This is a genomic window from Metabacillus litoralis (assembly GCF_007994985.1).
Classification (GTDB): domain Bacteria; phylum Bacillota; class Bacilli; order Bacillales; family Bacillaceae; genus Metabacillus; species Metabacillus litoralis.
In genome coordinates, this window is record NZ_VOQF01000001.1 from 631624 (window position 1) to 654706 (window position 23083).

General features: G+C 31.7%; 23 protein-coding genes and 1 other RNA gene. 7 read left to right on the plus strand and 17 right to left on the minus strand.

Translation table 11 applies throughout. From position 1 onward, the window contains the following. Positions 1 to 54: 54 nt before the first annotated feature. The 4 genes from FS935_RS03280 to FS935_RS03295 all read right to left on the minus strand — a co-directional run bounded on the left by FS935_RS03280 (position 55) and on the right by FS935_RS03295 (position 6546). On the minus strand, positions 55 to 3648 hold the full coding sequence (locus FS935_RS03280; RefSeq protein WP_146946086.1) for a dynamin family protein: 3594 nt from the start codon (positions 3646 to 3648) through the stop codon (positions 55 to 57). 416 nt (positions 3649 to 4064) lie between these two features. Further along, positions 4065 to 4613 (minus strand): isoprenylcysteine carboxyl methyltransferase family protein, encoded by a 549-nt coding sequence (locus FS935_RS03285; RefSeq protein WP_146946087.1) that lies wholly within the window; start codon positions 4611 to 4613, stop codon positions 4065 to 4067. A 7-nt stretch (positions 4614 to 4620) separates the two neighbouring features. After that, a complete protein-coding gene (locus tag FS935_RS03290; protein ID WP_146946088.1) occupies positions 4621 to 5715 on the minus strand; it encodes a type III polyketide synthase in 1095 nt (364 codons plus the stop codon). A 285-nt stretch (positions 5716 to 6000) separates the two neighbouring features. Next, a complete protein-coding gene (locus tag FS935_RS03295; protein ID WP_439116617.1) occupies positions 6001 to 6546 on the minus strand; it encodes a GNAT family N-acetyltransferase in 546 nt (181 codons plus the stop codon). 254 nt (positions 6547 to 6800) lie between these two features. Here FS935_RS03295 and FS935_RS03300 point away from each other — a divergent pair, with 254 nt between their 5' ends. Beyond that, entirely contained in the window at positions 6801 to 7241 is a 441-nt protein-coding gene (locus tag FS935_RS03300) for a chemotaxis protein CheX (RefSeq protein WP_146946089.1), read from the plus strand. Positions 7242 to 7377: 136 nt separating this feature from the next. Here the strand turns inward: FS935_RS03300 and FS935_RS03305 are convergent, their stop codons facing one another. Further along, positions 7378 to 7785, minus strand: coding sequence for a VWA-like domain-containing protein (locus FS935_RS03305; protein WP_146946090.1), 408 nt, complete (start codon positions 7783 to 7785; stop codon positions 7378 to 7380). 508 nt (positions 7786 to 8293) lie between these two features. Here FS935_RS03305 and FS935_RS03310 point away from each other — a divergent pair. Then, positions 8294 to 8740: an SHOCT domain-containing protein gene (locus FS935_RS03310; RefSeq protein WP_146946091.1), complete on the plus strand. Its 447-nt coding sequence runs from the start codon at positions 8294 to 8296 to the stop codon at positions 8738 to 8740. Positions 8741 to 8842: 102 nt separating this feature from the next. Here FS935_RS03310 and FS935_RS03315 read toward each other — a convergent pair whose 3' ends face one another. The 12 genes from FS935_RS03315 to FS935_RS03370 all read right to left on the minus strand — a co-directional run bounded on the left by FS935_RS03315 (position 8843) and on the right by FS935_RS03370 (position 20834). Beyond that, on the minus strand, positions 8843 to 9052 hold the full coding sequence (locus FS935_RS03315) for a hypothetical protein (RefSeq protein ID WP_146946092.1): 210 nt from the start codon (positions 9050 to 9052) through the stop codon (positions 8843 to 8845). Between the two features lie 146 nt (positions 9053 to 9198). Next, on the minus strand, positions 9199 to 10695 hold the full coding sequence (locus tag FS935_RS03320) for a carboxypeptidase M32 (RefSeq protein WP_146946331.1): 1497 nt from the start codon (positions 10693 to 10695) through the stop codon (positions 9199 to 9201). 163 nt (positions 10696 to 10858) lie between these two features. Continuing rightward, positions 10859 to 12781, minus strand: coding sequence for an ATP-dependent DNA helicase (locus FS935_RS03325; RefSeq protein WP_146946093.1), 1923 nt, complete (start codon positions 12779 to 12781; stop codon positions 10859 to 10861). Between the two features lie 233 nt (positions 12782 to 13014). Continuing rightward, complete coding sequence (locus FS935_RS03330) at positions 13015 to 13209, minus strand: hypothetical protein (RefSeq protein WP_146946094.1); 195 nt, start codon at positions 13207 to 13209, stop codon at positions 13015 to 13017. 151 nt (positions 13210 to 13360) lie between these two features. Continuing rightward, positions 13361 to 13546 carry a LolA-like protein gene (locus FS935_RS03335; RefSeq protein ID WP_146946095.1) on the minus strand — a complete coding sequence of 62 codons (186 nt, stop codon included), beginning with the start codon at positions 13544 to 13546 and terminating at the stop codon, positions 13361 to 13363. Between the two features lie 73 nt (positions 13547 to 13619). Continuing rightward, positions 13620 to 14759 carry a THUMP domain-containing class I SAM-dependent RNA methyltransferase gene (locus FS935_RS03340; protein WP_146946096.1) on the minus strand — a complete coding sequence of 380 codons (1140 nt, stop codon included), beginning with the start codon at positions 14757 to 14759 and terminating at the stop codon, positions 13620 to 13622. Positions 14760 to 15100: 341 nt separating this feature from the next. Beyond that, positions 15101 to 15493: RNase P RNA component class B (rnpB, locus tag FS935_RS03345), an RNA gene on the minus strand. A gap of 66 nt (positions 15494 to 15559) precedes the next feature. After that, positions 15560 to 15859, minus strand: a complete 300-nt coding sequence (gpsB, locus tag FS935_RS03350; protein WP_146946097.1) for a cell division regulator GpsB — start codon at positions 15857 to 15859, stop codon at positions 15560 to 15562. A 171-nt stretch (positions 15860 to 16030) separates the two neighbouring features. Then, on the minus strand, positions 16031 to 16591 hold the full coding sequence (locus FS935_RS03355; protein ID WP_146946098.1) for an SLOG family protein: 561 nt from the start codon (positions 16589 to 16591) through the stop codon (positions 16031 to 16033). Between the two features lie 115 nt (positions 16592 to 16706). Then, entirely contained in the window at positions 16707 to 16985 is a 279-nt protein-coding gene (locus FS935_RS03360; protein ID WP_146946099.1) for a spore coat protein, read from the minus strand. Between the two features lie 305 nt (positions 16986 to 17290). Beyond that, entirely contained in the window at positions 17291 to 18556 is a 1266-nt protein-coding gene (locus FS935_RS03365; protein ID WP_146946332.1) for a ribonuclease H-like domain-containing protein, read from the minus strand. Then, a complete protein-coding gene (locus FS935_RS03370; RefSeq protein ID WP_146946100.1) occupies positions 18540 to 20834 on the minus strand; it encodes a DEAD/DEAH box helicase in 2295 nt (764 codons plus the stop codon). The genes FS935_RS03365 and FS935_RS03370 overlap by 17 nt, the downstream gene beginning before the upstream one ends. Positions 20835 to 21242: 408 nt before the next feature. Between FS935_RS03370 and FS935_RS03375 the strand changes: the two genes are divergently transcribed. The 5 genes from FS935_RS03375 (at position 21243) to FS935_RS23340 (ending at position 23077) form a co-directional block, all read left to right on the plus strand. Further along, positions 21243 to 21725 carry an Hsp20/alpha crystallin family protein gene (locus FS935_RS03375; protein ID WP_146946101.1) on the plus strand — a complete coding sequence of 161 codons (483 nt, stop codon included), beginning with the start codon at positions 21243 to 21245 and terminating at the stop codon, positions 21723 to 21725. A gap of 500 nt (positions 21726 to 22225) precedes the next feature. Then, positions 22226 to 22417, plus strand: coding sequence for a hypothetical protein (locus tag FS935_RS03380; protein ID WP_146946102.1), 192 nt, complete (start codon positions 22226 to 22228; stop codon positions 22415 to 22417). A gap of 5 nt (positions 22418 to 22422) precedes the next feature. Then, positions 22423 to 22671, plus strand: coding sequence for a sporulation protein (locus FS935_RS03385; protein ID WP_146946103.1), 249 nt, complete (start codon positions 22423 to 22425; stop codon positions 22669 to 22671). Between the two features lie 24 nt (positions 22672 to 22695). Beyond that, on the plus strand, positions 22696 to 22959 hold the full coding sequence (locus tag FS935_RS03390; protein ID WP_146946104.1) for an Acb2/Tad1 domain-containing protein: 264 nt from the start codon (positions 22696 to 22698) through the stop codon (positions 22957 to 22959). Then, positions 22940 to 23077 (plus strand): hypothetical protein, encoded by a 138-nt coding sequence (locus FS935_RS23340; RefSeq protein WP_158638520.1) that lies wholly within the window; start codon positions 22940 to 22942, stop codon positions 23075 to 23077. The genes FS935_RS03390 and FS935_RS23340 overlap by 20 nt, the downstream gene beginning before the upstream one ends. The last annotated feature ends 6 nt before the right edge of the window (positions 23078 to 23083 follow it).

Consider the following 23083-nt stretch of genomic DNA (forward strand, 5'->3'; position numbering starts at 1 on the left):
CAATCATATCCATTGATTTTACCACATGTTAAGATACTAGCTCCATCTTTTATTCTATAAAATAAGTTTTAAGGTGTTTTCTATATCGCTTTTTTGTTGCTTAAGAATTTCGGTATTTTGAGGCTGAATATCTAATAAAGCTTCAAAACCTTCTTGAACTTGTTCCATAATATCCTTTACTACATGTGAATGAATTTCATTGATCACTTTTTCATAATAAGTTGAAAAATTATTGTTATACGTTTTTAATATATCAGATATAGGTTCATTAAAACGTTGGGTTAAATCTTCACTCATTACTTTCTTTTCATTTTTTTCAAAAAATGATTTAGTATTCTTAAAAATCTTTAATGATGGTTTCAAAATTGAGATCATATCATTAGAAAACTCTATTGTTATATTCGGAGTATGAATTTCTTGTTTTTCTTGATTTGTCACAGAAATAGAGTTTGATATTCGTTTAATGATTTGTGACAACCTTACATATTCATCATTTATAGCTTTATAAATAACATTTTCAATCCTTAGTGATGTTGCTTGTAGCTCTTGAATTAACTCAAATTCAATTGTTTTTATAAGATCATTCAAACATAATGATAAAGCTTGTTGTGTGTTTGCAGATTGATGAAAAACCCCAGGGTGAAAGGCCTCCTTAAAAAAATCATTAAACCGGAAAAACAACCTCTGTTTTAAGTAAAATATAAGTTCTTCTATCTCTTGATTAACCGTTGAAACAATATGTTGATTCGTTAAACCAATTAATTCATTGTTAACTTGCTCTCTTTCTTTACGAAGCTTTTGTAATTCTTGTTCTTTTTCCGCTTTATCTTTATTTGCTGTCTCTATAAAAGATTGAATTCTTTCTAGACAACGTTTTAAATCCTCACGAATAGAAAGAATAGATGTATTTGTTAATTCCTGTTTGATAAAATACTCGAAATGACTTTTAAACTCATCAAACTCGGTTTCCATTTTATTAGATAAAATATTGTGACTTGATACACCATATAGCCTCATATTTCTTATATCATGCTGTAATAATTGGTCTCTAATATAATCTTTAACAAGATCGACTTCTTCTTCATCCTGTGCAAGATCTATTGCATTTATAATAAAGAACATCTTATCAAGTGTGAATGAATCTTTTACCCTTCCCAACTGTCTTAGAAATTCTCTGTCTCCTTTAGAAAATGGATGATTATAATATGTAACATACAAAATAGCATCTGCTTTTTTAATGTACTGAAAAGCAACATCTGTATGCCTTTTGTGTAAAGAATCAGCTCCTGGTGTATCAACAAGTGTAATTCCTGCTTTAGTAATCGCACAATCATAATAAACAATCACTTCTTCAACCAAACAGGCTTTCTCTTCTTTTGCGACAAAATCCTTCATTTCGTCTGTTGTTGTAACAACCAATAGACCATCCCTAGAACTTGTGAGTTCTTGATAATGAAGTAAAGCCGTTTTATACTTTTTAATTTGCTCAACTTCGGTCGTATTTTTACCCTTAAGTATTTTAAGTTTTTCTGCTGCCATATCAAGAGTAGTAATTGTTCCTACTTCTAATGATGAAATTGCTTCATTCATTTCTGTTAATAACTTTCCGCTCGTTTTAAGTTTAACATCAACAACTCCATGTTTTTTTTGATTTGTTGTTGGTGAAATTTTATTTATAGTCGCTGTTGTAGGGTTTGGAGATGATGGTAAAAGTCGGCTACCAATTAAAGCGTTAGCAAATGATGATTTTCCTGCACTAAATGCTCCAAATAAGGCAACTGTAAATGTACGATCATTATAGCTCTTTACTTTATCTTCTATTGCATTTATAAATTGCTTAAATCCTTTGATATTTTCTAAATTCTTAAGAATTTTCTCTGTTTCAACTATAAATACATCTCTATTCTCAATGTGATCAGCTGATACCTTCGCTACTGAATTTCTCGTTTTCTCCTCTGTTATCATTTCCTTATTTTTTTGAAGTGTAATACTACTTCGAGTTGTTTTAGTAAATAGTTGATTATTTGTTAACCAATTTTCACTATCATTGGCTTCACCTTCTAATTTATTAACTAAAAGATGATTTAAATTTTTTTTGTAATTTTCTAATTGAATAAACTTCGCTAATATTTCTTCGTTCTGCTTTATTTCTTTTAAACAGATGTTAAGACGTTGATTAAAGTCGTCAAAAATGCTTTGTTTATCTTCTCTTATTTGATTAATAATCTTTTTGAAAATCATCATCACCTGAGACTTACTATGTTTTTTTATAAGCTCACTTACATCAGATGAATAAGTTAAAACATATTGATCATTAAACGATGCTCCTGACTTTAATGCTTCAAAAATTACATTATCTGTAATCGTAATTGAAAATGTTTGTGAATGATTAACAATCTCACTATTATGGATATCATATTTTTTAATAACTTCCTTAAGCAAAGGGGTAAAATGCCAGGTAATCTGCGTTTCAAGATTTTTCGATAAGCTAGCAAATAGTTCTTGCTTTCTATTATCACGTTCTTGTTCTGTTTTAGCTTTTGCAAAAAGAAAACCAACTTTAAATAAAGGATCAACCGCTTCAATATAAGCTACTGCTTTTTCCCTCGTCTCATAAGGAACTAAATTTGCACTTTTTAAAATCGATTCAACTTTTTCAGTTATTTCATTGTTAATTTCTTTTAGTTTATCTTCTTCAGATTGAATCGAGTCCTCTAATGCTTTCTTTTTATTAAGTTCATTACTCAATGAATTTTGTAGTTTTTCTTTATTTTCATTATTTATCTCTAGTTGTTCTTGATATTGTTCAATATGGTCTTCAATTATTTGTTCAACGGAGTTTTGAATATTTCTTTCGATATATTCCATCCTTTTATTAACAACTGTCTTTATAAGCTCTTTAATGTGGTCTAGTTCATTATATGGATGTTTATCGTTCTTTAAAGTTGTAAAAAAGACATCGTTTTCATGTAAACCTACCTCGGAAAATGATTCAGTAATTTGACTTTTAAAGTCCTTAAACGAAACTTCAGTTTCCTCATGCTTATCAATCTGATTAACAATCAAGAAAATCATTTTGTTACGTTCAATCATTTCTCCAACAAACGAGAGGTTCTCCTCGGATTGAACATGATTATAATCTGTCACATAAAAAACAACATCAGCAAGATGAACCATTGATTCTGTTGATAGCTTATGCGCAGCGTCTGTTGAATCAATACCAGGAGTATCCATGATCACTACGTTTTCTGCAAGGTTTTGATAAGGTTTTTTAATTGATATTCTCTCAATTTCATCACCTTGCTTACAATACTCTTTAATTTGATTAATTGAGTATTGACCAGTTAGCTCTATCTCTTCGTTTCTATTTGAAAATAATGATACATGTTCTTCACCTTTTTCCAGTAACACTAAATTAGCACTTGTGGGAATAGGGCTTGTTGGTAGTATTTGTTCATCTAACAATTTATTAATCATAGTCGATTTCCCAGCAGAAAAATGACCTGCAAAAGCTATGTATAACTTCTCATTGTATAGCTTATCAGCTACTTCCAATAGTTTTCGTGCATTTTCAGTATCCTTTGTATTTACATTGTCATAAATCTGTTTTATTTTTTGGATGAACTCATTTGTTAAAGCCGCTGTCATAATAATCCCCTTTGTTTATCTAATATAAATTAATTATATCTTATCGAATTAAATTAAATATTTCTATTTTAACTTATATTAAAGAAAAAACAAATGAATTATCTTCTTTTTTCCAGTTTTTGAGAGTGATTAGCTTAATTTGATATAATATCTTTGAATATTACATCAATCAATTTCGGATGAAAAATAAAAAAAAGCCCACATTCTATGTGGACTCAAATTATGCTTTTTGAGCATCAATATTTTTTAATATGTAACCAATCAAGAGACTGTACGTAATTACGGTACCACCCACAAATAACATTATCATATTCGTAGAAGACCTCCATTTTTAATGAGAAGTATTTTCAATGTAAATTCATTCTATCATCAATGATAATCATTTTCAATAGATATTTGAAAAGTCTGGCTATTCATTATCTTCTTGGCACAAATCTGGACTTTGAGTTAAAAGCTTCTTGATAATTAGTGTATTTTTTCAGTGCTTTTTCCTCTGTAGGAATTCTAACTGTCATCATGACAATATTTAATATTGTAAATATAAGAGCTGTTACATAAGCCTGAAATAATAGTGGAATGATTAAAATTTCCACTGCTACTATAATATAGTTCGGATGTTTTAAATACTGATATGGACCTTTGGAGACAACAATATCATTTGGAACAATAATAATCTTAGTATTCCAATAAGACCCTAAAGACATAAGTGCCCAATACCGAATCATTTGTGTGATGATTAGAATTGGGATCAGTAAATACCATAGAACAGAAATCTCCCGCTCAAACACCATAACTTCAAATAAAAGGGATAATAGAAATAATGTATGGAGAGCGACTATGAACCTGTAATGTTCACTTCCATGCTCAACCCCTCCTCTATCGATCATCCATTTTTCGTTTCTTCTGGCTATTGCTAACTCCGTAATTCTTTGTAATATAAGTAAAGAAAAAAATACATAAAACATTTACTATCTACCCCTTCCAAGAAACTAATAATAATTCAGAGCTGAATCCCGGTCCTAATGCACCAATTATCCCAAAATCTGAATTTTGACCTAGTTCTTGTATTAAGTATTCCTCCAGAACGTACATAACAGTTACTGATGACATATTGCCATGATTTTTAAGTACTTCCTTAGAAATATTTAGTTGTTCCTCAGTAAAACCTAACCCATCTATGTATGCATCAATAACTTTTTTTCCACCTGGATGTGCGATAAAGTGATTGATTTTGTTCAAAGTTAAATGATGCTCATTAAGAAACTCAATAATTTGTGGTTTTAACCATTTCTTAATAATTGCAGGAATATCCCTGGAAAAGATAACATACAATCCATTGTTCTTGATATCCCATCCCATAACATCCTCAGAATCTTTCATTAAAGTCGATCTAGTTCCAATAATTTCAGGTAAAGCTGCTAATTTAGATCTCTCTTTCCAGTTGAATGATTTTCCGGCAATACATGTGCATGCAACACCATCGGCAAATAAAGAAGTACCGATTAAATTGCTTTTACTATGATCATCATGTTGAAAAGTTAAACTGCAAAGCTCAACAGCAATCACTAATACAACTGAATCAGGATATGCCCTACAATACTCATAAGCTCTTGATAAACCACTGGCACCACCTGCACAACCTAAACCCCAAATCGGTATTCTTTTTGTTGTTTTCTTAAAGGGAAGCTGGTTCATAATTTTTGCATCAATACTAGGTGTAGAAAAACCAGTACTACTTATAAAAAAAATGGCATCTATTTCTTCAAAAGAAACAGGTCTACTTAATATTTGTTGATTGGAGAGGCAATTTTTAACTGCTTCTACGCTATAATTTACAGCTTTCTCAATATACAAATCATTTTTTTCTTCAAAGGAATGCTCCTTTTGATACCAAGTAAGTTCTTCTGCAAAATGTCTCTTTTCAATTTGACCGTTACTAAATACGGTTAATAAACGATCAATATCCTTAAAGGAATCACTAAAGATTTCCCTACAAAGTTCAACAGCTGTAGTTTGACTTATTTCATTTTCTGGTATTGCTTTACCAACTGATAAGATTGTCGCCATTTAGTTCACCTCAAATTCAATAAGGTTACTATTTCCAATGATATACAATATTATCCTGTAAAAAACAAAAAAAGCCTTCCCAAATTTTAGGGAAGACGTTTTAAAGGAGTTGTTGTTGTTGTTGTGCTCTCTTATTATATAATAAAAGATATTGTTTCTCATTGAGAATATATGGTATAAATGGTTTTTTTACTTATAGAGATTAAAACGAACAAATTCATTCCAAATCTTTGCCTAAAGCATTCAATACTAAACTTAAGAAATACTGTGTTCACTATAATGATTTTAAGAATTTAAAAAATAAGCCATGAAAATTTCGTCATCATATTTATTACCTATTTTCACTTGCTCTTTTTGTATACCTTCTGTAACAAAACCATATCTTTCATAAAGTTTTTGTGCTAATCCATTTGATGAAAACACAGTTAAACATAATTTGTGTAAGCCATTTACTCGACACCAGTTCAATGTATAGGTCATGATTTCGCTACCAATCCCTTTACCTTGTACGCGATCTATCAACCATGTTCTAAATAGCCCAGTATGACTCTTCATTTCTAGTTCGCCTCTTATAATTCTTGCAATACCTACAATTTCCTTTTCCTTTTCAACAACAATATACATGTTGTTAGCACGATGCATTTCTTTAATGAAATGCTGTTCTTCTTCAATGCTTCTTGGTTTTTCTTTTTGAATATATGTACCAGAATCGATAATTTTTTTTGCAGCAACTATAATTTGAGGTGCATCCTTCTCCATTGCTTTTCTAAGACAAAATTCCTCTCCATTTTTAGATGAAATGATTTTATATTCAGTTCTCTCGTTTATCAAAACATACACCTCTTTAGTAATATAGTCCTAATTAGTTCGAAAATAAGTACAGTGGTTGTAACTTTTATGTTAGTAACATCGTCTTCTTAATATAAGGTTATATAATCTAAAAAGATAATAAGCAAAATTAACTAGCTTTGATAATCTTACAAATTTCAACACAAATTTATTATTTTTGTGTAAAACGTACTTCTATTAATATGTTTTATGCTAATATAAAGTAACAACTATAGGCTGGAGGAACTAGGAAGAAGATGAATAAAGATGTGATAGATCAATTATTAGATGGAACAATGGCATCAATTAAAATGCTACTTACAATCCCCTATTCAATCGAAGATACAACAAATGTAATACCTAATGATCAGACTCTTCACTCTGTTCAAATTGACCTTAATGGTGAATTATCAGGTGCTATCCTCATCCAAGGACAAACAGGTGTATATAGTATGATCGGAGAAGGAATGTTTGGTATGCCTGTTACTGGTGAGTTATTAGAATCATTTATTGGTGAATTTGCTAATATGTTAACAGGAAATTTAGCTACACTTCTTTCAAACCAAGGTTTTACTACAGATATTTCCACTCCGAAGTTTCTTCCTGATATACAGAACGTTAAATACGGAACATTTGTTACAATACCTATAGAAATTACAGAGCATGGAAACCTTTCTATTTCTTTGTGTATAAATTAGCAAAAACGGCTGACTTTTTGTCAGCCTTTTATATTTTCCGTTATACTCGTCTATTTAGATGTACTATCTGTTATATGCTAAGCACCATATGAATTAGTTACCTTTAATAAGCGCTTCTCTTTAAAGAAGCCAACTTTTACGCCACACGAATCGTTTTACCAAAAGGTACTTTTGGAACAAATTCATCCGGCACTAACCAAAAGACTTCATTTGTTACATCTAGATCTTCATAAAAATATCCAGTAACATCCGTTATATAAAATAATGTATCAATTTCTTCCTTTTCTACCCATTCTAATACCTCTGTGTATGAGGACTTACCGTGGTTATAATATGTCATTTTATTTTCTTTGAGTGGTGAAATACTTCTTATCTTAAAATCAGCTTGTATCAAAAATGCATTTGGGGTTACTTCACTAAACAATTTTATAATGTTCTCAATTAACATCTTGTTTATTTCGTTTGTTGACGTATCAATTGCAAGAGCCACTTTTTTGTCCTTTCTTTCTATTAGCTTGGAAAGTAAAAGTTTTTGCCACTTCATTGTGCACAACTCCCCATTATATTTTAAAAGCATATCTATTTTGTGCAAATGCTACTTAAATATGACATTAAATATAATTAGGGTTTTGTTCAAATCACGATTCAGAATAAGCACCAGTTCCATTACAACTATGACAGTCAAGAATGGACTCATATGTAGGTATGTACACGCTGGATATAATTGTATTGTAGCCCCGTCCTCTACAGTCAGGACATTTACCTAATGATTCCATGTTTGTTCTAAATTGTTCTCTTTTTGATTTATTCCAGTCACTTAATGCTTGTAAGAAATTCAATACTTTCACACCTTTTTTTCTTACTATAAACAAATAAGGGGTTTTTAAACCTATTTTTTAGTAATTGAGTAATTACCAAATTCCAAGTATTATTAGTAGTAGGATTGTGAGATTTTTTTCCGACAAATTCTTTTGATATCCATTAACATCTAATTAATTTTTTTGTAAAATGAAGTAGTTTAATCTATTTGTTCACTAGAAGAGGGGATTATAATGGCAGAGTTAGCATTTAAAGAATATATCTTCAAAAAAGGTAATAAAGTTACAGTTTATCTCTATCAAAGTAGTATTGAACTAGTACAACAAGGCCTCTTAGGAAAGTTCAATAAAATAAATTTAATTCCATATAAAAACATCGTAACGATAACCTTAAAAAAACCTGGTTTTGCATCTAATGGAGAATTAGTAATCGATTGTGGATTAAATAATAATAAAAAGGAAAAACAAAAAAATACAATCGATTTCACAAAGCATGAACTTGACCAAATCATTGAGCTAAAAAAAACGATTGAAAATAAGATAAGCGATATTAAAGGTCAAAGAGTAGATTCAGCAATCGACAATTTCGAGAAACTAAAAAAACTTAAAGAATTATATGACTTAGATATACTGTCAGAAGAGGAATATGAGGATCAAAAAGAGATGTTATTAGAAAGATAAATTATACACATTTCAATGTGTTACTTTTCACAAAAAAAACTTAATAAACACAAAAAAAGGGTTTGGAATGAATGCATTCCAAACCCCTTTGTTCATTTATTTCTAATCTTCATTGTTCCCTTTTTCCCAATCAATATAACTACCAGTACTATTACAAGCATGGCATTCTAAAGAACTAGTTATATACATGCTAGATGGAATAATAAAGCCATGCCCACGGCATTCAGGACATTTGTTTTGTGTTTTCATTTTTTCTCTAAAGTTATTCTTCCTTTTATTTATCATATTACTAATTAACGATTTAAAATTCATATTTTAAATCACTCCTGAGAATTCTTTTTACATTATATTCAACTCTCAGGACAAGGTGCATAATAAATGAACAAATAAAGTGGCTAATGTATAAAACTAACTGATATAAAAAATATTTTTTTATCTGGAATCCTTATCTCTCGTCATTAGATATGATAAATATTTCGGTATTTCTCCTCAAGGTATTGAATTAAATAGTTAGCATTCAAGCTTTCACCTGTAACATCATTAAGGATTTCTAGAGGCTCTTTTGTTTTTCCAAACTTATGAATATTTTCTGTTAGCCATTCCTTAATTTTATTAAATTGACCGTTTCTTACTATTTCATCAAAATTAGGTAAATCCTTTAGCATTGCATGTTTAAACTGTGCTGCATACATATAGCCTAAAGCATATGATGGGAAGTAGCCGAAACTACCACCAGCCCAATGAACATCTTGTAATACACCTTGAGCGTCATTAGGAGGTGTTATGCCTAAATACTCTTTATATTTTTGATTCCATATTTGTGGCAACTCATCAACAGTTATTTCATCATTAAACAAAGCCTTCTCAATTTCATATCTAATCATTATATGTAGTGGATAAGTCAGTTCATCTGCTTCAATTCTAATTAGTGAAGGTTTTGACTCATTAATGGCATGATAAAAATCCTCTAAATTTACATTTGAAAACTGTTCTGTTGAGTGGGATTGTAATTGTTTATAATAAACTGCCCAAAATTCTTTATTTCGACCAACAAAGTTTTCATAAAATAAAGATTGTGACTCATGAATTCCCATAGATGTGCCACTACATAAAGGCGTGCCCTCGAGCTCCTCAGAAATATTCTGTTCATAAATAGCATGTCCACACTCGTGGATTGTTCCAAATATGGCGGTACGAAAATCTGATTCATCATACTTTGTTGTAACTCTGACATCTCCACGGTTTAATGTTATTTCAAAAGGATGAACAGTTTCGTCAAGTCTTCCTGCCTCAAAATCATAGCCGATTTCCTTGAGAATATATTCACTAAACTCCTTTTGACTTTGTTTAGAAAAATGTTTATTCAAAAACTCCGTTTTTGGTTGTTTAGGTGAATTTGCAAGTTCTCTTACCAATGGAACGATTTTTTCACGAACCTGTGCAAAAACTTCATCTAATATTTCTACAGTTATACCTGGTTCATACTCATTAAGGAGAGTATTATATTTATTTCCATTATGTCCCCAATAATCTATAAGCTTTTTATTATAATCTACTAGTTTCTGAAGATAAGGAGCAAATAGCTGATAATCTGATTTTGCCTTAGCTTCCTCCCATACTGCTTCTGCCTTTGAGCAAAGAATTACATATTCCTGATACTCTTTTGCTGGTATGACTTTATTTTTTTTGTATTCTTTTTTCAAAAAGCCGATTGCCTTTTGAGTGACAAAACTTAGTTCTTCATATACACCTTCTTGAGTAAGCGCTGTTAAATAATCATTCATTTGATCTGAAACCAGCATTTCAAAAGCTTCTGTAGATAACATCCCGATCACTTCAGAACGCTGCTCAATCCCTTTTTTCGGTGCACCTGTTCTCATATCCCAGTACATGACGTTAATGGCCTCATCATAAGCTTGCATTTTTTTTATGTATTCTAAAAAATCTTTCTCCATTTGCTTCAATCGTACCACTCCCTTTTGTTTATCACTCTTAAGATTATAGAGCCATATTCTTCGTGTCAAGAACAAACAACACACACAAGCCCCTTAACTCAAAGCATATGAAAATTTATAATGCTCATACGATAAAAAAATAGACAAGAAGCTATGCTCCTGTCTATCTAATAACTGATTTTACTGGTAATACAGATTGAATTTGTTCGATGTTAGCTTCATCATTTTGTGAAGTGAAAATAGTTATAAATCCGCGATCTTCACTTGTTCTAATTAAACGTCCAACACCTTGTCTTAAACGCAACAACATGTAAGGTAAATCAACATCATGAAACGGATCTATTTTATCAGAACGTTTCGCTTCAAAGACAGGATCCTCTGGAGGATATGGTAAAGACCAAATAATTACATTAGATAATGAAGAACCTGGTATATCTAAGCCTTCCCATAAATGAACTGCACAAAGAACCGAATTTTCATTTTGTTGAAACTCTTTTACTAATGAACTAATTTCTTTGTCACCTTCAAATAGCACAGGAAATTCAATAGTTATTGATTCCATTTTTGTTTTAAACCAACTTAATTCAGCCTTTGAATTAAAGAGAACAAGCCCTTTACCTTCTGTCTGAATAAGCTCTTCTATTGTTTTTGTAAATTTCACTGAGCTATCTTCTTCTTTTATAACCTGAAGTTGCATTTGTTCCTCATAGTCAAAAGGTGATTCAACAGATAATGATAGATAATCACCAATTCCTAAACTACTTGCTATGAAATCAAATGATTTATTTTCAGAAAGAGTAGCAGAAGAAAAGATAAACGGAATTTTAGCAGAAAACACTTTTTCTTTAAGAACTTCTTCTACCTTTCTAGGCATAATAACTAATGTATAATCAGAATCTTTTTCTTCGACCCAACTTACAGCGCTTTTGCTTTTTGTATATAAGGAGAGAGAAAATTCCATTTGATCAATATACTCTTCTACTATTTTTAATTCATAATCACCAATGGTATATAATTCACCTTCAAAAACAAGTGCTTCACTGATTTCCGCTAGCTTTCTTTGAAGAACGCTAGCATTTTTCTGTAATTTTTCTTTATTCGTAATAGCTAAACGATCAGATCCTTCAACATGACTTGTATATGTTTGAAGATCGTCAAAAAATTCATCATTAATTGCTAATGCATCCTCGACTAAATACGCAAGCTCTTCACGTATCTCATTTTGCAATAATCTTTCTAGAAAGTTTTGCAATGAACTCTGTTTTACTCGATATGTTAAAGCTTTTTGAGCAGCAAACTCCAATAAATGTCCTTCATCAAACACAACACTACTATATTCGGGTAGTAGTGGAATTTGACCTTCACGCTTACGGGAGTCAAACGTCCATACATGTTCCATAAAATAATCATGAGAACACACAATGATGTCAGTTGCTTTACGATAATGATCACGAGACAATGTTAAACCACAACGGTGTCTTTGATTGCAAGTGAAACAGTCTTGAAAGCTATCCCAACCAACACGTTCCCACTCTTCATCTGAAAAATGGCCAAATTCTTTTCGATCTCCATAAGGAGTAAAATGCTGCATTCCTGCTTTTTCATGAACAAAATCAGGTAATGATTCATAGAGATCTAAATATTTTTCTTCACCAGTTTTTTGAATTGTATCATCTAGTTTGTTTAAACATAAATATTGACTATGTGTTTTACTTAATCTTACATCCATATTCAAATCTAGAAATTTAGTTAATTTGGCGATATCGCCTTCCTGTTTTACTAATTGTTCAATTAATGTTTCATCTGCACATGCAATTATTGCAGGTTTACCAGTATATCTCGCATAAGATAATGCATAAAGCAAATAGACAATGGTTTTACCAGTACCTACTCCAGCTTCTGCAAACATAACCTTCTTTTCTTGATATGCTCTCTCTAATTGAAAAGCCATGAAGATTTGTTCATCTCTTAACTCAAAGCCTTGGTCTGGAAGGATATCATAAAAAACATCTCCAATCCAGTTATTTAAAGCTTGGTAAAAGCTCTCATCCTTTGATATAGCAAAAGGCAAACGTGATGTAACCATAGACGTTACCTCCATATTTTTCATTTTTACCGTAAATTTTAATTATCTTCTTTATATTAAAAAAAGTCAATTCATTTACACTTATAGATTTACGACATATTATTTATCTAATGCTTTGAAGGTCAGTTCTTATTTTGCTTCATTTAATTTTTAAACTCAACCTTATTAACCTATACCACTGATTCACCAAGGCAAAAAAAAAGAGCCTACTCTTAGTGAGTTACTCTAACTACCTAGTGATTAAACATTGTTTCTATGATTAACTGATGATCAATGGATGTTGCATGAGCCAACGACTCAATCATTTCTGCTTTTGCTTTATCAACCTGCAGTATGGCAGGATCATCAAAGTTAACTTGTGTTTCCAAAGACTTTTTAGTTGAATCTAAAGCTTTTGCAATCATTTCAAATTGGTCATTGTAATACAATTCCTTATTTCACACCTTTCACTATGTGTGATAATCATAATTTAAGTATGACCAAATTCTTTAACATATATTCAAGAAATGAAATGTGATCTCAGTTTTTTGCCACTTTTATAGCTATATATTCGACACTATAAAAAAACGAAGAGTAAAATCACCCTTCGTTTTCAACCGTCTTATATCCCATCCCGAGCAATTCATCTGTTAATGTTTCGGGTGTTACTATATAATAGGTTTTTCCCTCATCATTAGTAATAATAAACTCTGTTGGACTAGCATCAACTTTTGCTGCGTCCAGGGAGAAATATTTTGGTCCAAGCTGATCTGTTATTGATGACATAAACACACACTCCTTTTTTTGATTATATCAATTTTCTTATCCTTATAACAGAAAATATAATCATGAATTCTTCTTAATTTCTAGGAGGACGAACATTTGACCAGTATTGATAAAAATCTGTTTTAATAAAACCATTAAACAACTTCCGCTTCTTTGTAGCTGGTTTACCATATAACTCTTCAAAGCCTTCGTGAGATGTTAGCATATAAATACTCCATGTATCTAATGTAGAGAAAGCCTGTCCCATTTCTCTATACAATTGTTCTACTTCTCTTTTTTCTCCTAAACGCTCACCATAAGGAGGATTACCAACGATTACACCAAATTCCTTGGTTGTCGTGAAATCCTTTACTTGCATTTGCTTAAATTGAATAGATTCTGAAAGGCCTGCTTCTTCCGCATTTTCCTTTGCAATGTTTACCATTCGGTGATCTATATCTGAAGCTTGAATATCTAAAGGTTGATCATATTTAGCTTTATCTTCTACTTCCTGCCTAGCTAAATCCCACTTGTCTTTCCCAATCCAATCCCATGCTTCAGATGCAAAATCTCGATTAAAGCCAGGTGCAATATTTTGTCCGATCATAGCTGCCTCAAGTGGAATTGTTCCAGATCCACAAAATGGATCAACAAATGGACGATCAGGATTCCATTTTGTTAATAGAACAAGCGCTGCTGCAAGTGTTTCCTTAATAGGTGCTCCACCTTGATCCATTCTAAAGCCTCGTTTATGTAATCCAGCTCCACTTGCATCGATAGTAATCGTGGCAATGTCCTTTAGGAGAGCTACTTCAATTCGATAAAATGGGCCAGTTTCACTTAGCCAACCTTCAGTTTTATAATGTGACTTAATTTTTTCGACTACAGCCTTCTTCACTATAGCTTGGCAATCTGGCACACTATGTAATGTAGATTTTACTGATTTACCTATAACAGGAAATTCAGCATTAACAGGTAGATAATCACCCCAGTTTAGTGCCTTTGTTTTCTCAAATAATTCATCAAAGGTTTTTGCCTGAAACTCTCCAACTTTAATTTTTATACGATCAGCTGTTCTAAGCCATAAATTCGAGCGACAAATTGCCAATTCATCTGCTTCAAACATAACCTTGCCATTTTCAACCTGACAATCATATCCTAAGTCTTTTACCTCTTTACCTACTATTGCCTCTAACCCCATTGCCGATGTTGCAATCAAAGATAATTTTTTCATTATTCACCCTGCCTTACTATTTTTAATTCACAATGCTTATGTACGTATTTACCTCATTATATAAGATGCTATTCTGAAGATAATTTGCTATTATTTGCTGGTAGCAACTGTGATGATGCTGCGACTAAAATTAACAAAGTCCACGAAGGTTACCTATATAAATTATATCCAATAATTTTATATGTATAAAAGAAAAACATAGCTTATGATTATGAACAATTTATTATGTGGTAATATAACGTTTATTCTAACATCTAAAAGCAATTATTTCTAATCCTACAAAAAAAGGACTGATATAATCAGCCCTTTGTTAGTAATTATTTATTAACTAATTAATAACGTTCGATAAGCCATGTTTTGTTCCATCGTACTACAAGCGGCATAGCCTCGTACTCAGGTGGTAATCATCTATCTACAAAAGCTAAAAGCTCTTGTCCTTCTCTTCGTTCAATTCCTCCAAGAAGGTGCCCCTACCATAATTTGGGTTTCTCACTCGTGGGGTTTACCTCGTTCCACTCTTACGATTTCTCGCAAGACTCCGTCACTGTGGCACTTTCAAGGTATTCAAGCCATATCCAAAGGACTTAGGCTTTTTCCCTGCCGTCAGCCAAGCATTAAGCTTTAGCTGCCCTAGCTTATGAATTCGCTAGGCACGAACACTACGGGCATCTCAGCACCGTGCGAGCATGGACTTTCCTCTACAATCCTAAAGATTGCAGCGATCACCTGAACGTTATTAACAACAAGACTTAGTATACCTAAAAATTACTCATAAAACAAGAGGAAGATTTTAGGTTTAATTAATCATACAGTTTACTACCAAATACATGTTTCTCTAAATTAGATAACCTTTTTAAGATATCAAAATTTGTTGTATTTGTTTGAACTGGTGTTTGTTTTTTGTATGTATCATCCAGTTGTTTCTTCAAGCGCAAGTTTTCTTGTTGAAGATCTTCAATTTCTTGATGAAATGTTTCATAATCTTTAATAACAAGATCAAGAAATTTATCTACTTCTTCTTGTTTATAGCCTCTAACACCTGATTTAAACTCTTTTTCTAAAATCTCTTTAGCTGTTAATTTTACTTTATCTGAAAGCATATTATTCACCTCATTTAGCGAAGTCATCAACTTTTATTTTTTCAGAAAAATTACAAAATGTCAATTTTTCTTTTTTAGTTGTCTTCACATACTTTTTTCATTTTCAAATGTGCACACCATTTTGCTCATATTCTAGACAGCATATTACGGAGAAGCAGGTTTTGGTCATGATTACCATAAATCATTATTTTTCATATTTTCCTCTTCTACAACTACCTGTAAATCAGAAAAATTAATTGTTTCTATATAATAGTTGTTAACTTCTTGCTTTTTCTTTGCTACATCCATTAAAAATTTAGGAGAACCTTGTTTTTCATCATCATATACTAGTAATAATCCATCACTTTTATTAATAAGAAATTCGTTTTTTTGACGAAATTGTAAAGGACTTTCATACTCTCTCTTTGTTATACTTTCTACAAAATCAGCTTGAGATACGATAAACTCATAATATTCTCTGTTTATTTCGTTCCATTTGCTTTCTTGGTTTAGAAAAGGTGTTAAGATTGCCAGCTTTAGATCCGGACATTCGAGTTGTAAATCAAACACAACTTCTGCAGCCCATAATTCAACACCCATTTGACCACTAATGATAACCCATTCTAACCCTTCCTCAATTAAAGAATTTAGAGATTTTTGAATTGCTTTTTTTATATATGTTACAGCTTGATCATCATTTTTAAATATCCCTAACTCAAATGATTTATATCCTGATACCGTTACTACTTTCAAGTAAACCACCTTACCATTATACGAGCTATATTAATACATTATAACAAAAGAAGTAATGAAATTAAAAAAATAAGAAAGGAGCTGAAATATCAGCTCCTGCTCCCTACAATATGAATTATCCGAAAAATGGACCAGGGCTAAATCCTGGACGAGGAACTGGTGCTCCTTGACCAAAACCTGGAGTAGGACCATACACATTAAAATGTTGATGTGATACTTGATTCTCTACAGATTGTGTTTGCGGGAAATAGTGTTGGTGCTTAAAGAATTCATTATTTACAGTTGTTGTGTGTTGTGGATGAATGTGTGGTACGATCGTCTCAGAATAATTATGGTTAACACAGCATTTTGTAGGGTGTACTATTGGTGCCATTACATTAGGTCTGCAATGCATGTTACATTCTCCTTTCAATCTTTTATCTTATCTTACACTCATAGCCTATGATGAAAGGTACATACATGTACTAATGCAAAAACCTAATTTTTATAAAAAAGCATAAAAACTTTCCTTGAAGTTTGTAAAAATAAAGATTGTTAAAACAATTACAATGAAAAACAAGTATAAAATACCTTTGTACACAAAAACCTTCTCCTTCTTTAACATATTACAATCATTTATTTTACATGGTTCAACAAAAAGCTACAATTACTATTTAATAAATTCATACAATCTTAAGATTTAAACAAATATTGACGAAATCACTCACTTCCTGCGCTTGCCCGGGGAATATTTTTAGCGTATTTTATTTTTAACCTGTTTAGCCTTTTAGAAATTTCAGTATCATTCGTCTTTTTTGAGTCACCACATTCATTTATTAGCTTATATACCATTTCAGAATATAAAATCGCTTTTTTATAATTCTTCACTTTATGTTCATAATATTTCGCTAACTCAATTGCAGCTTTTTCTTGTGTTCCTGATCTATTCATAGAAATGATTTCTTCCCATACCATAACCGCAACATCCCAATTTTGCTGTCTCTTATAATGCATTGATAAAGCGAGTAAAGCTTGATCTTCCTTATTTGATTTCTTATTCAAAAGACTTTTATAAGCAGAGATAGCTGATTTGTTATCCCCTACATAATCTAGCCACCTCGCAATCTCATAATGCTCTTCACCGCTAGCTTTTTGATCTGTTTCTAAGATTATTAAAGATAAATGGATATAAAGTGTAATTAGTGATAATACATCAATCTCATTATGCTTTAACACTCCTGATATGATTTCAGGCTGCTGCTGCTTTACAAATTGAAAATAAATCATAGGAGCTAAATATCCTGGAACGTCATTTTCACGTTTAATGCCTAATATATCTGTTTCAACCTTTGATAAACGAACTGATTCTAATTCATTTTTCCACAGTCTCCTAGCTGCATGAAATAAATCAAAATGCCCAAATGCAGGTAAACTCGGAACAGAGTTTCGTATTAACGTATGACGTGTTTTTACCTGGGGCCAATCGAATGCTTTGCCATTATATGTGACTAGTGTTTTACTATTAATATCTTTTAAGAAACAATTATAAAGTGCTATTTCATTACCAGGCTGTGGTAATAAATACTGCCTGATCACAACACGATCATGAAACACCTGTGCTTGGCCAAGTAAAAAGATTGTATTACCTACTCCCCCACCTAACCCTGTAGTTTCAGTATCAAAGAAAAAAAGTTCACTAGACTTGTGACCTTTTGATGATAATGGATGAACAGAATCACTTTTATTCCAAAGTCCGACAATTTCATGAAAATCTCCGAGCTGGTAATGTCCGTGCTTAAAATTAAGAGGATAGATAACTTCTCTTATAAAACATGTTTGTCCTTCAAAATGACAAATCTCTATGTTATGTTCCTTCCATTTAAGATCATTCTGGCTAGAAGAATCTTTATTTTCTTGCTGTACAGGTAAATCATTCTCTCTGACAATGTTCTGCTTTAGCCTATTTAATTTATTTTTCAACGACATTTTTTGTTCCATCCTTTATATTGCTAAGTAGAAAATGGGTATCATTTTTTGCAGATTTGGAAACAATATCTGCTCCAATGCATGAGGGACAGCCTTCTGTACAAGGACAAAACTCTATTAACTGTAAAGCTTCATTAATTACATCATTAATTGTTTCATATATTCTTTTTGACAACCCTACTCCACCTGGATATCTATCGTATAAAAATATAGTTGGTTTTCCATTATGAACTGCTTTGATTTGCGCAATAACATGTAAATCAGATGGATCACACATTACCTTTAATGGTGCTACATGCTGTAAAACATGAGCAGCACCTATTATGGATTCCTCTACTCTTTTTATTGAAAGTCTTTCTACAACATTCTCATTAACACTAATCCATGCTGAGTTTGTATGAAGCTCTTCCTCAGGTAAATGAATTGGCCCTGAGCCTATATTTTCATGTGTATCAAATTTGATTTTCTTAAAAATCGTTGCCATTGCTTGTACAGTTACATCTCCATATCCAAACATAGCATTATGATCTTCTTTTAGCATATCTTCCTCTAGTACTTTTAGCTGTACGGCCAAATTCGCATCAGTAAAATAATCCACATCAACTTCTCGAACAAAAGCTTTTTTCTCTTCCCAATCAAGCTTTTCTACTTGATATTGTACCCCTTGATGTAAATATACCGCCTCATCGTGAAGTAAAGTCATGGCACTAAAACGATCCATTTCCCCTATCACTTTTACATTTGCTATGTCAGATTGATCAATGATCACGACATTTTCTTGTGATGCTGAACGAAGGCTAATATTATGAGCAGGGAAAGAATCGTTCATCCAATGATATGTTTCATTATTAAAATATAACACTCTCTCTTCAGCTAAAAACTGGAGGATATCTTCCAATTCTAATCCATCAAAAGTATCACCAACTTTAAAAGGAAGTTCAAATGCAGCACATTTCAAGTGATCAACCAAAACAACAAGGTTATCAGGATTGATAATGGCTGTTTCAGGATTTTGTTCAAAGAAATAACGGGGGTTTTGAATAATATATTGATCTAGTGGACTTGAGCTTGCTACCATTAAAATCACAGCTTCCCCTTGCCTTCTCCCGGCCCTACCAGCCTGTTGCCAAGCACTAGCGATTGTACCAGGATAACCTGTCATTATACATACCTGTAGGCTCCCAATATCTACACCAAGTTCAAGAGCATTCGTGCTGACAACACCTAAAACCTCTCCATTACGCAAGCCTTTTTCAATTTCTCTTCTTTGCTTTGGTAAATAGCCACCTCTATATCCTTGAATAGATTTTTTCACCAACTCATTTTTCACCAAGTCATGTAAATAGGTCAAAATAATCTCTACTCTCACTCGGCTTCTAGCAAATACGATTGTCTGTATTTTATTTTTTAAGAACTTACCTGCTAATTTTCTAACCTCTAATGTCGCACTTCTTCTAATGTTTAATGGTTTATTAACAATAGGAGGATTATAAAATATAAAATGCTTTTTGCTTGATGGCGCACCATTTTCATTAATCAATTTAACCTGTCTTCCGGTTAAGGTTTCGGCCAATTCCTTTGGATTTGCAATTGTTGCAGAAGTACAAATGAATTGTGGATCACTGCCATAAAACTCACAAATGCGTTTAAGTCTTCTTATAACATTAGAAACATGACTTCCAAAAATTCCTCTATAAATATGAAGCTCATCAATCACTATATATTTTAAGTTCTCAAACAAAGAAACCCATTTTGTATGATGAGGTAGTATTGCTGAATGGAGCATATCAGGATTTGTTATAACAATATGACCCGCTTTTCTTACCTTTTGACGGATGGCAGGTGATGTGTCACCGTCATACGTGTAAGAGTTTAAGGAGACTCCCATTTCAGAGATTATTTCATTCAATTCTGATTTCTGATCTTGTGCTAATGCTTTTGTAGGAAAAAGGTATAATGCACGACTCGTTTCATCTTGTAAGATCTTTTGTAAAACCGGTAAGTTATAACATAAAGTTTTGCCAGAAGCTGTAGGAGTAACTGCAACAAAATCGGAACCTGAATTTGCATATAAAAATGCTTCATTTTGATGTGAATATAGCTTTGATATCCCCCTATTTTCTAGTGCAATTTTCAATCTTGTGTCTAAATCTTTAGGCATTTCAACAGATTTCGCCTCTTTTGCTGGTATGGTATGCCAATGTACAATCTGATCGTTAAACTCCTTATCTTCCTTCAAAGATTCTAAAAGACTTGTTAATGTTTTTCTAAATTCCATGCTTTCACCTCATTATTTAAGGAACGTTACTGGAAAAATGTAGCTTTCTATCTTATATCCGGAGAAAAAAGTGTTTATCTCCTTAAAGGAATTATTTTATGAAATATTTACAATAAGAGATTTTATCTTCTCTATTTTACCGAATAAACGTTCGTAAATAAAGCATTTTGTTATTTGGCACTTTTTATAATAAACAATGTTCCTTTAATAGTATTGTTGTTAAAAAAACTGGTGATGGATACAGTCTTTTTGTTGCTAAAGGGATTCGACCTATGAAAAGAAAAGCTGGATTTAATTCATGTTTAAAGCTGTTGATTAATGTTTGTGAAATAACCTTTAACAATAACCATTTTTTAACTTCTCCATATAATAATTTGACTTTTATTACTAAAATAAGGAGGAGAAAGAATGAAGGAGAAAGACATATTTAAAAATAAAAATGAGGAACAAAAAATAGAGAGCTTAGACTTTTTTCAAATTGTTGATCAATTTTTTCGCTCAGAGCCTATAAAACAATTTATGAGTGAATTTGATTCCATAATGCAACAATCTTTACCTTTAAACTCGATAGCAGTTAACACTTTTGAAACAGATAAAACATGTGTAATCGAATTACAAATCCCACCAGTTAAGAAAGAGCAAATAAATTTAGAGCTATATGACCAATACCTAACGATTCAAATTACAAATCGTGAGGAAATTAAGGAATATAATGAAAATTCCTCAACATTCCGAAATTATACTTCGTTAGATAGCTTATCAAAAACAATCCTATTACCTTATCCTGTTAAAGAACATGAAATTAAAACAACATATAAAAAGGGATCACTTCTTGTTACTATCCCTAAAAAATCAAAAACAATTTTAATCCAAGATGATTCTAAATCATAATTCCCACCCAGATTGAACAAGAACATAAGAGGGACACATAATCCATGGGGAGGAAGCTGAGCCTCCTCAACTACGCCTGCTTAGGTCTCATAGTCTGCAAAATAAATCCAAAGCAAATAAAAACCCGAACTATTAGGCGAATGATTAATTGAAATATCACCTAATAATTCGGGTTTATCATTAGATTAAATACTTATGTCCCAGCCTCTTGGTTAACTATTTTTATGTGATTTACTACCGTACTTTGGATTTTCTTCTGGCGTTGGATCTTTAGCTAGATCTTTAGCTGAGTTTGTTATGTCACTTTTTTTTATATCATGTTTTTTTCGCACAGTTGTCCCTCCTTCTTTCTTCTATCTTTACATAAAAAATTTATATTTAATCTGTAAATGAATATGTAATTAATCTCTGTTTACACAAATTAATGAAATAAAAAAACCATAAATTGTTCTGCAAGAAATAACATCCTATTCAAACACTAAGAAATGGAGGTGTTTATAATGAAAAGTAACAACCAAAAAGAAAAGCTGCCAGATTTTAAGGAACTAACCGATCGATTAATTGCAGATCCATCACCATCACCAGGTCTTGTTATTAAAACAAACCTTGATAAAGATGATGTTACAGAAGACAACCCTTACATTACTAATCATGATGCTTCTAACGATTTAAAAAATTATTTTAAGGAATGATGATTATGGATTTCACTTTAGGATATCTAAAAGAAGCATTATCAAATTATGATAGAAGTTCTGTATGTCATCGAATTATGGAAAGATTAGAGAAAAAATCATATTCAAATGAACGTGATTTTGTTTTTACATTAGAAGACGATGAGGTTCAGTTTTTAAACAATGTATTACCTGATGAAATTAAATACGCATTTAATGAGCAGGATTTTATTAGAGGTAATCAATTAAATGAAGTTTACGAGTTGCTAATTTAATTAAAAACTCAAGTGGAGGTATTAATGAATAGGAATAGTAACCATTACATTAACATTAAATTTCAAACAGGAGCTATTGATCACGAAGGAGTAAATGGATGTCAAGTAGAAGACGTCATTAGCGTCCTTGTTGATAAGCTTAAATCACATCAAAATGGTGAGTTTGCATGTCCTGAAAACTCTATTGCCATTACAAATCTTCAAAGTGCTAATTATGCACTAAGAATTCGAAAAGAAAGACTAGAAAATAAAGAAAGAGAGCCTAGTCATGAAAGCTATGAGCACTAAACAATACTCAAACACAAATATAGAAGAAGTGAAACGTCTAAACGCAAATTCCGGGTTATCATATAATGAAGTGAAGCAGCAACTGGCAAAAGAATATATACGAAAGCAAAATAACTAGTATATG